Source organism: Streptomyces sp. NPDC041713 (genome assembly GCF_055591085.1).
The window spans coordinates 37,919-53,327 of record NZ_JBVIZY010000020.1 but is presented as its reverse complement, the minus strand read 5'-3'; the positions used below and the strand labels follow the sequence as shown (position 1 = coordinate 53,327).

General features: G+C 70.0%; 8 protein-coding genes. 1 reads left to right on the top strand and 7 read right to left on the bottom strand.

The window, feature by feature from the left end:
* Window positions 1-698 precede the first annotated feature (698 nt).
* The 6 genes from ACZ6CV_RS35500 to ACZ6CV_RS35475 all read right to left on the bottom strand — a co-directional run bounded on the left by ACZ6CV_RS35500 (window position 699) and on the right by ACZ6CV_RS35475 (window position 9,619).
* A complete protein-coding gene (locus ACZ6CV_RS35500) occupies window positions 699-2,285 on the bottom strand; it encodes a class I adenylate-forming enzyme family protein (protein WP_469255803.1) in 1,587 nt (528 codons plus the stop codon).
* 810 nt (window positions 2,286-3,095) lie between these two features.
* Window positions 3,096-3,707 carry an NAD(P)H:quinone oxidoreductase gene (gene wrbA / locus ACZ6CV_RS35495; RefSeq protein WP_469255801.1) on the bottom strand — a complete coding sequence of 204 codons (612 nt, stop codon included), beginning with the start codon at window positions 3,705-3,707 and terminating at the stop codon, window positions 3,096-3,098.
* A 184-nt stretch (window positions 3,708-3,891) separates the two neighbouring features.
* Window positions 3,892-4,887, bottom strand: coding sequence for a methyltransferase (locus tag ACZ6CV_RS35490; protein WP_469255799.1), 996 nt, complete (start codon window positions 4,885-4,887; stop codon window positions 3,892-3,894).
* Window positions 4,884-6,041, bottom strand: coding sequence for a DegT/DnrJ/EryC1/StrS family aminotransferase (locus ACZ6CV_RS35485; RefSeq protein WP_469255797.1), 1,158 nt, complete (start codon window positions 6,039-6,041; stop codon window positions 4,884-4,886). Before ACZ6CV_RS35485 ends, ACZ6CV_RS35490 begins: the two co-directional genes overlap by 4 nt.
* Before the next feature lie 5 nt (window positions 6,042-6,046).
* Window positions 6,047-6,586 (bottom strand): cupin domain-containing protein, encoded by a 540-nt coding sequence (locus ACZ6CV_RS35480; RefSeq protein WP_469255796.1) that lies wholly within the window; start codon window positions 6,584-6,586, stop codon window positions 6,047-6,049.
* 1,968 nt (window positions 6,587-8,554) lie between these two features.
* Window positions 8,555-9,619 (bottom strand): type III polyketide synthase, encoded by a 1,065-nt coding sequence (locus tag ACZ6CV_RS35475; protein WP_469255794.1) that lies wholly within the window; start codon window positions 9,617-9,619, stop codon window positions 8,555-8,557.
* Window positions 9,620-11,694: 2,075 nt separating this feature from the next.
* Here ACZ6CV_RS35475 and ACZ6CV_RS35470 point away from each other — a divergent pair.
* Complete coding sequence (locus tag ACZ6CV_RS35470) at window positions 11,695-12,174, top strand: GNAT family N-acetyltransferase (RefSeq protein WP_469255792.1); 480 nt, start codon at window positions 11,695-11,697, stop codon at window positions 12,172-12,174.
* 662 nt (window positions 12,175-12,836) lie between these two features.
* Here ACZ6CV_RS35470 and ACZ6CV_RS35465 read toward each other — a convergent pair.
* Complete coding sequence (locus tag ACZ6CV_RS35465) at window positions 12,837-13,658, bottom strand: AfsR/SARP family transcriptional regulator (protein ID WP_469255836.1); 822 nt, start codon at window positions 13,656-13,658, stop codon at window positions 12,837-12,839.
* Between the last annotated feature and the right edge of the window lie 1,751 nt (window positions 13,659-15,409).

Below are 15,409 nucleotides of genomic sequence, written 5' to 3'. Positions count from 1 at the left end.
TTGGACCGAACCGCGCGGCGGAGGCAGGCATGAGGCCCGCCGGGGCCGCCTCCCGCGTAGGGGACAAACTCTTGGACTGAACCGCGCGCCGAGCGGAGCCGGGGTGAACGTAGGCCCTGCCAGGGTCAACTCCCGTGCACGACACAGCTCATAGGCCCCAACCGCGCACCGGGCGGGGCGGAGGCAGGCACAGGGCCCCCGGGGCCAACCCCCGCGTACGGGACAGTTCTTGGGCCGAACCGCGACCCTGGCAGGGCACGAGGGCTCGGTGCACCGGGGGTATCCGGCGGTACGGGCCTGGCGCGGGCGGCGCGGTCAAGAGTGTTGCCGCGACGGTGCACAGCGGCACTCCCGCTGCGGCAGGCTCATATGCCGTTCCCTTGGGCCTGGCCCGTCCAGTACCCGTAGGCCTCTCCCCCGCGTGTGGCCCGCAGGGGCACCGCACCTGTATGCCTCTGCCCGGCTGTGGTGCGCCGCTGCCCTGTGCGGTGGCTCCCGGCCGGCACCGGGTAGGCGAGCCGGGCCCGCCCACCCGTACACCCCGCCCGTACACCTCTCCCCCACCCCGGCCGGGTCCCGCGCGGCGGGCTCGTACCCCCTCCCCCGCACCCCGCGCCCCGGCCTCCGCGTTCCGGCTGCCGGGTTCAGCGCCGGGGTGAACGCGGTTGCGGGGCGCCGGGGTTGGCGGGCGCGGGGGGTCAGGCGGGGTCGGAGAGGCGGGTGTGGAGCTGGTGGGCCAGCGCGTTGCGCTGGACCTTGAGGGTGGCGGTGCGCGGCAGTTCGGCCTGGGGGATCTGGACGGGGTCGGCGAGCTGGGGGAAGGCGGTGACCGCGGCGCGCCAGCGGGCGAGGTCCAGGGGGGTGTCGTCGGTGGTGCAGACGACGGGGACGGGCCGGTCGCCGGGGCCGGTCACCACGACGAGTTCGCTCAGTTCGGGCAGCCGGCCCAAGACGACGTCCTCGACCTGAAGGGAGCTGGTGACGCCTTCGATCATGTCGACTTCCCGGTCGAGCATGTGCAGGCAGCCCAGCGCGGTGCGGTAGCCGACGTCGCCGGTGCGCCACCAGGCGCCGTTGCGGTTGGTGTCGTAGCGCTCCTGTTCGGCGAAGTAGGTCTTGGCCAGGCCTTCCCAGGCCACTTCGATGAAGCCGGGGTTGTCCTGGGAGGGGGGCCGGCCGTTGCGGCTGGTGACGCGGACCTTCGCGGCCCCCAGCGGCATCGCCCAGCCCACGCAGCGGCCGTTGGCCTTGTGCGCGGAGGAGCGGAAGTAGGCGCGGCCCACGGCCGGGCCGACCTCGCTCTGGCCGTAGATCTGGAAGAACAGGGCGCCGGGGCGCTCGGAGGAGTTCAGCAGCCGGCTCATGGTGCGCGGGTGGATGGCATCGAAGGTGCTGCTGAAGATTTTCACCGAGGAGAAGGGGCGGCGCGGGTCGGCGGCCAGGTCCTCCCAGTCCATCAGGGAGTTGGGCAGGGCCTCGACGAAGCCGGGCCGGTGGGCGGCGAACTGCTCGGCGACGCTGTCGGGATCCGATGCGTTCATCAGCAGGATCGGCAGTTGTTTCAGCAGGGCCAGGGACATGGCCGCCACCATCCGTGAGTGCACGAAGGGGATGTGGATGGCGACGGTGTCCTTGCGGCGCATCAAAGCCAGCAGCCGCCACTGCGGCACCAGGCGGATGCCCTGGGTGCGGGGGGTGTGCACGACGAGTTTGGGCAGTCCGGTGGTGCCGGAGGTGTGGGTGATGACGGCCGCTTCGTCGATCGGGCGGATCCGGGCGCGTACCCGGGGGGAGCCGGCGAGCGCGGTCAGGCACTGGGCGCCGGGGTGTTCACCGGCGCTCACGATGACGCGGCGGGTGATGTCCTTGAGGGGTAGTTGGGTCATGCCCTGGAGTTTGGGGGTGTCGGTGAGCAGGCTGGGCCGCTCCAGGCGCTGGATGAGGGCGCCGACGGTCGCGCCGTCCAGGGCGGGCGAGAGCATCACCGGGATGGCGCCGATACGGGAGGCGGCGGCGCCGAGCATCCAGATGTCGGCGTTGGCGCTCTTGTGGACCACGATGTGCTCACCGGGCCGTACCCCGGCCGCCCACAGCCGGGCCGCCAGGTCGTCGATGGCGTCGGCGAACTCCGCGACCGTCAGACGCCGTCCCAGATGGGGCAGGACGTCCAGGTCGTGGTCGAGGGTGAGCGGCGTCGAACCGTTGACGGCCGCGGCCATCTCCGGCAGGAGTCCGAGGTGCAGGCCGCGCTTTTGTATCGATCGGTAGACCGTGGAGCCCTTCATCGGGCTGTCTCCTTCTGCGGGAACGGATGGACGAAACCCCGCCTGGACCCCGCCCCCGGCCGGGCAGGCCCCGGGCGCGGGGAGCGTGGGGGGGGCGGAGCGGGTGAGGCGGGCAAACCCGGGCGCAGGCGCGCGGGAGGCGCAGGCGGGTGAGGCGCGCAAACCCCGGGCACAGGGTGCGCGGGGCGCAGGGCGTGCAGGGCGGGCGAGGCGGGCCGGGCAAACCCCGGGTGCAGGGCGCGCGGAGCGGGCCGGGCGAACCCCGGGCGTGTGGGGCACGCGGGGCGCACGGGGCGAGTGGGGCAGTGTGAGTAGGGCGCAGGGCGTGCAGGGCGCAGGGTGCGTTGGTGGGGCGGGTGCCGCAGCCGCCGCCCGCTCCTTGCCTCCCCGTCCGGGTGGGGGCCGGGCGGGGAGGCAAGGGGTGGGCGGCCTCACATTGCGTAGGGCTGCGTCGTCGAAAGGAGCGAGGCGGACGAGGCGGACGCCGCCGGCCCCACACCCTGCACAGGGCGCGGGCCGGATGGACGCCTGGGCCGCGCCGGGGCGCCGGGGGCGCCCCCTCGGGCCGGTCCACGCAGCCGGCCGCGCCCCCGGCCTGGCCCGTGGCCACCGGCCGGCACCCGGGGACGGCGATGAGTGACGCCCCACCCCGGAGGCCGGCCGGACTCACCCCCGGGCGGGGGACACACCACACGGCGCAGCACCGCAGCACCGTATGAGCCAGGCACCGTGAGAGACGTGGGAGCACCGCAACCGGCCCCATCCGGCGGGCAGTTGACGCCCGGCCTCGCGCTTGCCGTCCTCAGAGGCTCAGAGGGTGGCGCGGCCGGTTTTGAGGGCGGCGGTGGTGTCCACGACGCGGCGTGCCTGGTGGCGTGCTGCCTGGAGGGCGATGTCGCCGGGGGCGCCGTCGCCGGCGACGTGGGAGGTGCCATACGGGTTGCCGGACTGGAACTGGACGGGGTCGGTGTAGCCGGGGGGCACGATGATGCCGCCCCAGTGGTAGAAGGTGTTGGACAGGGCCAGGATGGTGGATTCCTGTCCGCCGTGGGCGGTGTTGCTGGCGGTGAACGCGGAGAACACCTTCCCGGCGATCTTCCCGGCGAACCACAGGGGTCCGGTGGTGTCGATGAAGGCCCGCAGCTGGCTTGCGGGGTTCCCGAACCGGCTGGGTGTGCCGAACAGGACCGCGTCGGCCCAGGCGAGGTCGTCGTGGCTCGCTTCGGCGACGTCGGCGGTGGCCTCACGGTGGGCCGCCCAGGCCGGGTTGGCCTCGATCGCCGCCTGGGGGGCGGTCTCGGCCACCGTGCGCAGCCGTACCTGCGCGCCCGCTTTCTCCGCGCCCTCGGCGACCGCCTTGGCCAGCGTGTGCACGGTGCCGGTCGCGCTGTAATAGATGATGGCAACGTTCACAGATTCCACAGCAGATTCCCTTTTCTTTTTACGTGGTGTACCGGCATACCGGTGTGCCGGCGTTCCGGCGTTCCGGCGTTGGTGCGGGGGTTTCGCCGCTGCCCGCGCCGCCGGCGCCGCCGCTGACTGATGCCCCTCCCCCGCCCGACCCCTGACGCGCCTGCTGGGCCCGGCAGTTGGGGGGTTGGGGTGGTTAGCGGGCGATGACGAGGGTGGCGGGCGGGGCGGCGTGGAAGGTGATGTCGCTGAAGCCGGCTTTGCTGAGCCAGGCGTGGTAGTCGGTGCGCCGCCAGGTGCCGCCCTGCTTGCTCTTGAGGAGCATTTCGCAGGCGAAGAGGAGCGGGAAGGCGGGGCCGCTGCGGTCGTCGTCGACGACGTAGTCGCACACGATGAGGGCGCCGCCGGGTTTGAGGGCGTCTTTGAGGCGGGTGAAGACGGCGATGTTGTCCTCGGGGCCTTCCTGGTGGGCGATGTGGGAGTAGACGGCGACGTCGTAGGCGTGCTGGCCGAAGTCGGTGTGGTGGAAGTCGCCGTCGATGCAGGTGAAGCGGTCGCTCAGGCCGCGTTCGGCGAGCAGGCGGCGGGCGATGGCGTTGATGGGTTCCCAGTCGAGCTGGGTGGCACGGGCGGCAGGGTTGCGCTTAAGCCAGGTCGCGGAGTAGATGCCCGAGCCGCCGCCGACGTCCAGGATGGACAGGGCTCCGGCGTCGTCCAGGCCAAGGACGTCGGCGGCGACGGCGGCGGCGGGCACGGACTGGGCGGCGATGGCGGGCACGACCTGGCCCCAGTGCGGGTTGTCGGCGACCTCGACGGCCGGGTCGCTGACCGGGCCGCCGGCGGCGACCACGTCGGCCAGCCCTGTCAGGCTGCCCATGTGGGTGAGCTTGAGGCGGGCCATGGCGCTCAGGTCGGCCGGGCGGCCCTCGACGAGGTAGGCGTCGGCTTCGGGGCTGTTGCGGTAGGTGCCCTCCTCCAGGTGGACCAGGCCGATGCTGACCAGGCCGTCCAGCAGGCTCTGCGCGCCGCGCGGGGAGATGCCCGCACGCTCGGCGAGCATCTGGGCGCTGTGGGCGCCGTCGTCGAGGTGGGTGAACAGGCGGTGGCCGGCGGCGGCGCCGATGATGCCGGTGGACCAGTAGCCGTTGATCAGGCGCAGGACCGTGTCCGGGGTGGGCTGGTGCTCGCTCATCGGGTTCCTCCCAGGGCCCGGGCGGGGGCCGCGTGCGTGTGAAGGGCGGTGCGCAGCCGGCTCGCGACCCGTTCGACCTGCTCGGGGGTGAGTTCGGCGTGCATGGGGATGGCCAGGTGGTGGTGGTAGAGGGCGGCGGAGACGGGGCAGGTCTGCTTGGCCTCGAAGACCGGCTGCAGGTGGGTGGCCCAGGTGCCGTGGCCGCAGCCGATGCCCTGGGCGCGCAGGTCCGCGGCCAGCGCGGCGCGGTCCACCCGCTCGTCCAGGCGCACCAGGTAGGACTGCCAGGCATGCGTACGGTCGGCGGGCACCGTGGGCAGGCTCAGCAGTTCCTCGTCGGCCAGGAGGTGGTGGTAGTGGGCGGCGACGGTGGCGCGGCGCTCCAGGAGTTCCCCGATGCGTTCGATCTGGACCTGCAGGATCGCGGCGGCGATGTCGGAGAGTTTGAAGTTGTAGCCGATCTCGGTGAACTGGGCAATGGGCAGGCCCACGATCTTCGACTGGTCGAAGATGCTGCCGATGCCGAAGGAGGAGCGCAGGCGCGCGTCCTGGGCGATGGCGGGGTCGGCGGCCACCAGGGCGCCGCCCTCGCCGCTGGTGGCGCCCTTGCGTCCGTGGAAGGACAGGCAGGCCACCTCGGCCAGGGTTCCGGCCTCGCGGCCCTGGTAGGTGGCGCCGACCGCGCAGGCGGCGTCCTCGATCACGAACAGGCCGCGGGCATCGGCCAGGGCCTGCAGTTCGCGGTAGTCGGCGGGCAGGCCCACGGTGTCCACGGCGATGATGCCGACGGTCCTGGGGGTGATGAGGTCGGCGACGCTGGCGGGGTCCAGGGTGTGGGTGTCGGCGCGGACGTCGGCGAAGACGGGCACCGCGTCCAGGTAGCGCACGGCGTGGGCGGGGGCGGGGAAGGTGTAGTCGGCGACGATGACCTCATCGCCGGCCCGCACGCCCAGGGCGAGCAGTGCCAGGTGCAGGGCGGCGCCGCAGTTGCTGACCGCGACGGCCTGGCGGGTGTAGCGGTGGGTGAGCTGGGCTTCCAGGGCCTTGCCCCTGGGGCCCTGGCCGGCCGGCCAGCCCGAGGCGAACACCTCGGCGACGGCGGCCAGTTCCTTCTCGCCCAGGCTGGCGTGGACCAGGGGTATGGGGGTGTTCATTTCGGTCACTTCCCGTTGCCGGCGGAGGGGGGCGGGGTGTAGCGCAGGGGGGTGAGTTCCTCGACGTCGTAGCGTTTGCGCATCTCCTCCACGGCCGCGGGATCGACGGTGGTGCCCCGCGCCCAGATCTCGGTGATCTCTTCGAAGTACTGCTCGTGGTCGGGTGAGGGATAGCTCTCGAAGAGCATCCGGACGGGTTTGTCGGTGGCGTTGCGAAAGGCGTGCGGGATACCGGGCGGTACGAACATGCAGCCGCCCTCACCCGCGCGGATGACGCGCTCCCCGGTGGCCGAGCGCCAGTGGTGCCAGGTGTCCGGGGTCCGCTCGAGGGGCTCGAAGCACATCAGGTCCAGCTCGCCCTCAAGGACGTAGAAGAACTCCTGGGACTCGTGATGCACGTGGGCGCCGACGTCGAACCCGGGCGGCACGACCACCTCGAAGATCGAGACCGAAGAGCCCTGCGCCTGGGTGGCCTTGAAGGTCACTTCCTGCGCCGGAGTGATCAGCTTGCGTCCCCCACCGGGCGGGACGATCAGGCCAGTCATGTGATGGGTTTCCTTCATGGACAAGAAGACGAAAGGACAAAAGGGACGAGAGGACGAGAGGGCGAGAGGAACAAAAAAAGGGGGGTGGCGCGGGGCGGCGGGGCGGAGCAGGGATGCGGTCTCACGCCCCGCCAGGCGGCGAACACGCCGTGCACCCACACCCCAGACCACCGGCACCGCCGGGATGTGTGGGGGGCTGGGGCTCGCAGACCACCGCCCGAGGACAGGGCCCGCAGACCACCGCCCGAGGGCAAGGGCCGAAGACCACCGCCGGGGCTCGGAGAGCACCGCCCGGGACCCGGATGCCGCCGCCGGGGACCGGATACCGCCACCGGGGCCGGAGGCCGCCGTCGAGGGCCGGAGACCGAAACCCCTTGGGCCGCAGACCTGACGGGCCGGATGCCGCCACCGGGACCGGATGCCGAAACCCCTTGGACCGGAGACCTGGCGGCCCGAACCCCGGGGCCGGGGTCCGAAGACCACCGTCGAAGGCCAAAGACCGCAACCCCCTGGACCGCAGGCCTGGTAGGCCGCAAACCTGGTGGAGCGAACGCCGGGCCGACTGCCCGGAGGCCACAGCCGTGAGCCATGAGCCATGAGCGCAGGCCGGAGCCGAGCATCGGGGCCGCAAGCCGTGAACCGCAGACGCCAGACCGCGAAGCGGAACCGAAAACCCCGCGAGCCGCAGGCCTGGTGGGCCCAACCCCGGCGGCCAAGAGCCCAGAGGCCGGACGTCGCAGCTGAACACCGAAGCCGGGGCCGAAGACCGTAACCCGAGGCAACGGGCCGCACGCCACAGGCCGGAGGCCGAAAGCAACGGACCGCGAGCCGAGGGCCGGGGGCCATCACCCGAAGACAGCGGGCCGTGAGCCGAGGGCCGGGACCGAAACCCGGAGCCCGAAGGCCGGACGCCGGCGCTGAACACCAGAGCCGGCGCCGAAGGCCGAACGCCGAGGCAGCGGACCGTACGCCGGAGGCCGGGACCGAAGGCCGCACCCCGTACGCCAAGGTCGCAACCGAAAGCCCGTAGGCCACAGGCCTGGTGGGGCCCAACTCCGGGGCCCACAACCCAAAGGCCGAGGACCGGAGGCCGTGAACCGAGCATCCAGGCCGCAGCCCGCGAGCCGAAGACAGCGAGCCGTACGCCAGGGCCGGGACCGAAGACCGCACCCCGAAGACAACGGACCGTACGCCAAGGCCGCGCCGGAGGCCGCAACCCGAAAGCCCCTGGGCCCAAGGCCTGTGGGACCGAGAAGCGGAGGCCGGAGGCCGGAGCTGAACACCCGGGGCCGGCCCCAAAGCCGTAAGCCGTAAGCCGAAGCAACGGGCCGCGCCCCAAAAGCCGCAGGCCGTAACCCGAAGCCAGCGGACCGGACACCAGGGGCAGCCGGCCGGAGGTCGCAACCCGAAGACAGCAGACCGCGAGCCGGAGCCGAAAGCCCCTGGGCCACAGGCCTGGTGGGCCAAGAACCGAAGCCCGAAGGCCGAGCTGAACACCCCACAGCGGGGGCCGGGGCCGAAGACCGTATGCCGAGGAAACGGGCCGTGCGCCACAAGCCGGAGACCGTCACCCGAAAGCAACGGGCCGCGGGCCCGAGGCGGAAAGCAGCCGCCGCACGCCAAGGCCGGGCCGAAGGCCGCAACCCGAAAGCCCATGAGCCGAAGGCCCGGTGGGCCCAACCCCGGTGCAGAGCCCGCAGGACGAGGGCCGAAACCGAGAGCCGTGACCGCAGGCCGTGAGCCGAGATCGGGGCCGAGAGCCGAGAGCCGTGGCTGCAGGCCGTGAGCCGAGATCGGGGCCGGAAGGCGAGAGCCGTGACTGTAAGCCGTGAGCCCCGCATCGGGACGAAGGCCCGTGAGCCGAAGACGGCGAGCCGTGAGCGCAACCAGAAGCCGTAGGCCGTGAGCCGTGGGTTGGAGGCTGTGGGCGTCGCCGGTGCCGACAGGGGCCGGGGTGGCCCGGCGGGGTCAGGAGGCGGGCGGGGTGTCGCTGTTCCAGCGGCCCAGCGCCATCTCCGCGGTGATACCGGGCCCGAACCCGGCGATCAGCCCGGTGGCATCGGGCATCGGGGTGTCCTCCTCGAACAGCCGCAGCGCCGCGTCCAGCACGACCGCGGAGGCGATGTTGCCGTACTCCGTCAGCGTCGACCAGCTGTGACGGAACACCTTGCGGTCCACATCCAGGAACTTCGCGAGGTCACTCAAAATCCTGGGACCGCCCGCGTGGATGATGTAGAAGTCGAGGTTGGAGGCATCCCAGCCATGGCCGGCGGCGAACTCACGCAGCACCGGCGCCAGCGGCTCCATCGTCCCCGGCACCCGCCGGTCCAGCTGGAAGTGGAAACCGGTCTCCCGCACCGCATAGGAGATCCACTCCTCGGTATCGGGAATGAGATACGAGGAGTTGCGCTCCAGCTCGATCCCCGTACCGCCCCTGCCACGCACCACCGCGGCCGCGACCGCGTCCCCGAACAGCCCGTCGGAGAGCAGCGAGCCGATGTCGTCCATGTCGGGCTGGTAGCACAGCGAGCACAGCTCGCAGGAGACGATCAGCACGTTGCTGCCCGGGTGGGCCAGGCAGAAGTCATGCGCACGGTTGATCGCCGCACCACCGGCCGCGCAGCCCAGCTGCGCGATGGGAATCTGGCGGGTGTCGGAACGAAAACCCAGCTTGTTGATGAGCCAGGCCGTCAGCGACGGCATCAAAAACCCGGTGCACGACACGTAGATGATCGCATCGATGTCACGAGCGGTCACCCCCGCATTGGCCAGAGCCTCCTCCACCACCTCGGGGGTGCGTTTCTTCGACTCCGCCTCATAGACACGGTTACGCTCACTCAACCCCGGGTGCCGCAGCGTCTGCTCGATGGGCTGGACGATATGCCGCTTCACCACCCCCGTGTTACGGATCAGCCGAAGCGCCAGAGGAAGCTGCGGCTTCCCGGCATGCGCCCTCTCGGCGAACTCCAGCGTCTCTTCCGCCGTGATGACGTATTCCGGTACACGCACTGACGGCTTGCATAGCCTGGGCATAACGGGAATCCACTTTCTCTAGAGTCTGCCTTAGACACGTGAACGAAACACCCACACACACTCAAACCCCGCCCCCACCCCCCTCCAGGGCGACAACAAGGGCAAGCGAAGGGCAGCAGCCAACACACCCCAACCACCCTGAACACCAACCCCAACCGGCCGACTGCACGCCCTAACCGGCGAAACGGCCGCCCCCCTCCCCCACCCCTTCCTCTTTCAAGAGCCGGCCAGCAGCCGGCCTTCGAAGACCAGCCCCACGGACAACGGCGAGGAACAACAGGAGAGGAAAGGAGACGACAGACGAAGAGGCATACAAGAAGGCCCAGGAAAATCGGCGGGCTATGTACTGAAACGCGCCGGAGACAACCCGGGGGCGCGCTGAAAGTACTGCGGGACGTGCTGGAGACAACCCGGGGACGTGCAGTTGGGTGTTCCGGAGATGTGCTGGAGGTACCCGGGGGCGTGCCGGGGGCGGCTGGGACACGGCGGAAGACTCTGTACAACGAACACCCGCCCCGCCCGGGGCTGAACGGTGAAACAGCACCAGGCCCCGGAATTGAGGCTGTGGATACCCCGCCACCCTTCCGCTCCCCAGCGGGAGGCGCCTCCGATCCGAAGCACACCCGGACCACACCACCGGACACGACAGAGCCCTCTCCCCGACACCAGCACAAGGAGAGGACAACAGCACTACCCACAACGGGAATCCAACCCACCCGGCCCAGGAACAGACAGCCGACCAAGCCCATCCGGCACGGCTGGGCGAGCCAGTCAGCGACCGAGCGTGCAGCCAGGCAGCACAGGCGCACCCAGACAGCAGGCGAACCGCCCCCAGCCAGGGACGCGAGAGAGACAGAAGCGAGGCCGGCCATGTTGCGGAGGCGCACTACGACCGAGACATACGCAACCGGCTACCGACCCGCGACCGCCTGCACGATCACAGCCCCGATACCCGAGTCCCCCAACCGCCCCCAGGAACACGGAACATGCCCGCCCTCCACCCTCTGGGAAGGAGGACGGAGAATCCCATGCCACCGGCCCGCAGGCCCAACGACACCAGAACACCACCGCATCACGGCATACGGGCCTACGGTGAAGGAAGGTCAGGAAAGGAGGAACTCAACGAAACCCGGCATCCCGGGAGCAGACAGCTCGGCAATGGTCTGGATGCGAGCGGCGGATACGAACCCTCAACCCACCGTGCCAGAACCGGCTTTGGGCAGGGACGTCGTGCAGGAATAGTGACACGGCCACCGCCCCGGCACCAAGACCCCCGAAAGTGACGTAGGTCACTGACAGAGACACTGGCGCACAACCACACAACCCCCCGACCAGACACCCCACACCGAAGACACCACACCCCACAACCACCGCAGAGGGAGAGGGAGTTCACCGGACGTGCCCCCCTCCGAAGCGGGATGCGTCCTCCCCCAGCCGGGCGGGAGCAACCCGACCTGCAGGCAACACACCGGCCAGGCGAAGACACACTGCCACCGACACAGACACCCCCGAAACGGGGCGCCCGGATAGGGGACACCCGACCCGCCCGGGCCACACCAGCAGACAACCCCTCCCACCCCAGCCCCACGCGCCCCGCGCAAGACGCGGGACGAAGGCTGCCGACCCCTGGGCGGCAACCAGCTCAGCAGACAGGCCCGCAACGCCACCCGGGGACTCGCTCACCCCGCCCCGTCACGGACGGGCTACACGCTCACGTCCACCAGCGCACGCGGGCCCGCGAATACCTCACTCCACACCCGCAATCCCCCATCGCATGGACCGCCCGCGACCACGCCGATGCCCCCAACAGGGGAGGCACCCGCCAGGTGGCCAGCGGGAGCGGGCAGCCGACCTGCCGCCAAGTCCGGCAGAACCAACCCGGCCACCAGCAAGACACGCCGCTCCACACTCCACCGCCGACAACACCTGCCTCCTCGCATGGGTGGACCCGCGACACCGTTCACCGGCAGTTGGCTCCGTCCACGAGAACGGGCTCCGGCCCCTTGTTGTGGTCACGTACGCCGAGTGATCGTTAATCTTCTTGTGCGGCTGGCATCTCAAATGGAGGCTGTCCGATGGCCGGTGACGTCGCTCTCGAGGGCGCGCTGACTCGCCTTGTCCCGACCACCGAGAACGATCTCGATTTGCTGGCCTCGTGGTTCGCCGACCCCGATTTCGTGGAGCACTGGGGTGGGGTGCCGCTGTCACGGCAGGAGGTCGCAGAGAAATACGTGGGACGGCGCCGCCCACAGGTGGAGTCCTTCCTGGTACTCGCCCAGGACACAGCGGTGGGCTATGCGCAGTACTGGCACGCCGATGCGACCGAGGGTGGCATCGACGTGGTGCTGACCTCTGCAGCCCGGGGCCGGGGCCTGGGCCCAGACGCGGCCCGCGCGCTGGTCACGTACTTGTGCTCGGAACGCGGATGGCGCCGCGTGACCGTCGATCCCGCGGCATCCAACCTCCGGGCTGTGCACGCCTGGGAGAAGGCCGGCTTCCACCGCCTGGCACAGGAAGGCCCCAACCTCCTCATGGAATGGCGCCCCGCACGATGACCCCGCGCACGCGGCCACACAAAGAGGACCAGCCGGAGAACGGACAGCAGCGCTCGGGGCGGCGACGCGGATGAACGACCCGACGCAGTTGGTGTTGACCGGCCCTCATACCCATCCCGGCCCAACCACCCTCGACTGGTGACCCGCTCTCAGCCGGGCCCCACCCTCACCGCGTCCGGATCTACGGTGAGCACCGGAGCCTCCTCGCACTCAACGGCCCGCCCAGACCTCAGCGCCTGCAAATCGCCGGGAGGGCCTTCGCATGCCCTCTTCATCGGCAAGAAGTCACCGGCCTGCAAACACCACAGCCGAGAGACACGCGTCCGAATCCCTCGACACAGCACGCCTTCAACTCGCCGCTCGCATAGGCCCCGCGTGCCGCTGAACAGACAGGGCCGACGGAAGGCGCAGGTCTCTGAAGCGGGACGGGACCGTTCAACAACTGGCCCCCGAGAAAGAGACAGCACACAGCGGGACACGTCGGCAACAGTCACAGGACAGGGCAGGACAGCCAAGCCTCCGGGCACCAGCCCCGAACCAGGCCCACACCACCGGACCCGCACCAGGCGGACCAGCCGGTCACCGCCGGGACGCGCCCACCGGCCCGAACCCCAACGCCGACCGCCGGAGCGCGGAACAACACCCCCAGCCGCCGGTCCACCTCACGCGGCATACAGATCAAACGTCGAACCCCGCCGCGGCCCCGCCACCACATCCAACTGCGGATCCACCGCCAGCATCGCCTGATGCAACCGCTGCACCTGCGGCGACGGCTCCACACCCAAACCCTCGATCATCCTGATCCGCAACCTACGGTAAATCTCCAACGCCGACGCCTGACGCCCCGACCGGTACAACGCCACCATCGCCTGCGAATGCAACCCCTCATGCTGAGGATAACGCGCCGTCAACTCCGTCAACTCAGCAATCAACTCCGCATGCCGCCCCAACCGCAGATCAGCATCAATACGCCGCTCCACCGTCCCCAAACGGCTCTCCTCCAAACGCATCACCTCAATCTCCAAAATCGGCCCCACCCGCACATCCACCAACGCCGGCCCCCGCCACAACGCCAACGCCCGCCGAAAACAATCCGCCGCCCCCACATCATCACCCGCATCAAACGCCGCCCGACCCTCACCCGCCAGACGCTCATACACCTGCACATCCACACTCTCAACAGGTATCCGCATCAAATACCCCCCATGCCGCGTCGCCAGCACCTCCTTCACCGAACCCCGGCCCTCCACCCCCAACGCCACACCCAAATGACGCCGCAACTGCAAAATATAAGTCTGCAACGTCGTCAACGCACTCTGCGGCGGCTCCGTCCCCCACAACTCCTCCATCAACATCGGAACCGGCACCACCCGCCCCGGATACAAAGCAAACAAAGACAAAATCTGCCGCGGCTTCCCCGCAGACGGAACAAACGACACCCCGTCAACCTCAGCACCCAACGGACCCAAAACCCGAACCCTCACAACAAATCCCCCGAACATCATCGACCACCAACCACAACCACACGATCAACAACCCGCCACCAACAGCCCACCCCACCCCCACCACACAGACAGCAACATCGACAACACACCGCAGGGCCAAGCGCTTTGATGCTCTCTCAGCAGGCAACCCGACCCAGAACCATTGACAGCCCTACCGCAACGCAAGGACCCAACACGGGCCGCGGACGAGAGACCCCCGACGGCAAGCGGCGGCGCATCACCACGGACCAAGGGCAGTACAACGACACCGCCCCCTCCCTCCTGCGCCCGCATGCGGGACGGACGCCGGCACGTCCAAGGCCGTCAACAGACTCTGCATCACCGCACGTTAGACACACAGGACCAGGAACAAGCAGCCCAGAGCAACGTCCACACGACAACCAAGCAAACGTTGTCCCCCACCAAGCCCCCGACCGCGCACCTCAACGTCCACAGCGCCCCCCTGAAAGCGAAGATCAAAAAGCCCGCCTACACAAACACCGCGCTGAACCGCACCCAAATTCAATTGGATCCCCCACCCCCTGTCAATAGAAAACCGCGTAGCTGGTTTCTACCCGACCCCTACCCGCAGCCCACCACGACACCACCCACGCACCAGAAAAGCCCAGCTCAACGACCTCTCACCGCGGCGGTCCATACTCACAAAAACAGCGACCATCCGCTGTTTCTGGCTTCCCCGACCGAGCCCCGCCCATGCCTTGGCCAAAAAGCGGACGAGCACGTACAGACGCCACCGCAGGGTGCGGACAGCACGAAGGGGACAACGGGCTTGCGTCGCAAGGGAGTCAGAGTCCCTCGAGCGCAACCCGGACAACGAGACCGGCGAACCCGCCACCGCACGAGCGTCGAGAACGAAGCAATCGCAACGGGGAGAGGGGCCTCGGGAGTTCAAGAACGGGGCGCCCCCGAGGACGCCAGCCACCACGCAGCCGACGCGATGCAGCGACGTGCGGGCTGCACTCAGCCTCGCTCAACAGACCAAGCGAGATGGAGCTCGTGCCCGAACCGCTAAGGAAGTACGGGGGTTGCGCCCGCGGGGTGGGACGCCGCTGCCCCAAAGGCCGCACCAGCACGCCTTGCTGGGGGCCGTACCAAAGCCGACCCCGCCTTGCCGGCACGAGTTGCCGGAGAGCGCGGGAGCGCAAGACGGGGCGCACGACAGACCGAGACGGAAGCCCCCTCCGAACAGCCGTGGAGCCACGACCAACCCAACGATCCGCCGAACGGAAGGGGCTCTCGGCCGTCCTGGAGGGTCGCACGCTCGACTACCCGGAGGATCGCGGACCCAGCGAACCGTAAACCGTCTGGAATCAGGGGAGTTGGGGGCGCGGGACGCGGCGCCGATCAGCTCCACCGCGGCCACCGGATGCGACAACAGGCCCCTGACGCCAACACGCCGCAGGCTCAAAGGATTTGAGGGAGCGAAGACAAGGCCGGCGACTCTGCCGCCAGTCGCGCACCCCGCTAGGCAGGTCCTCCTGGGCGCACCGTAAGCGGGACCGCCCCCGTCATCGGGTCAGGCGGACTCTGGACTCCGCGACTCAACGCCAGCTGTGCGGCGCCCGGTACGCGGTCGCCTCAGGCGCGCGCCAAGAGGCCCTTCCGCCGAACCGGCCGCCCGCGCCTGGACCGGCCGCCACACCTCCACCAGCACCGGCATCAGCGCCAGCACCAGCTGCAACCAAACGACCCCGTCCCGCCGACCCCGCCGCTAGCGAGAACAACGTGAC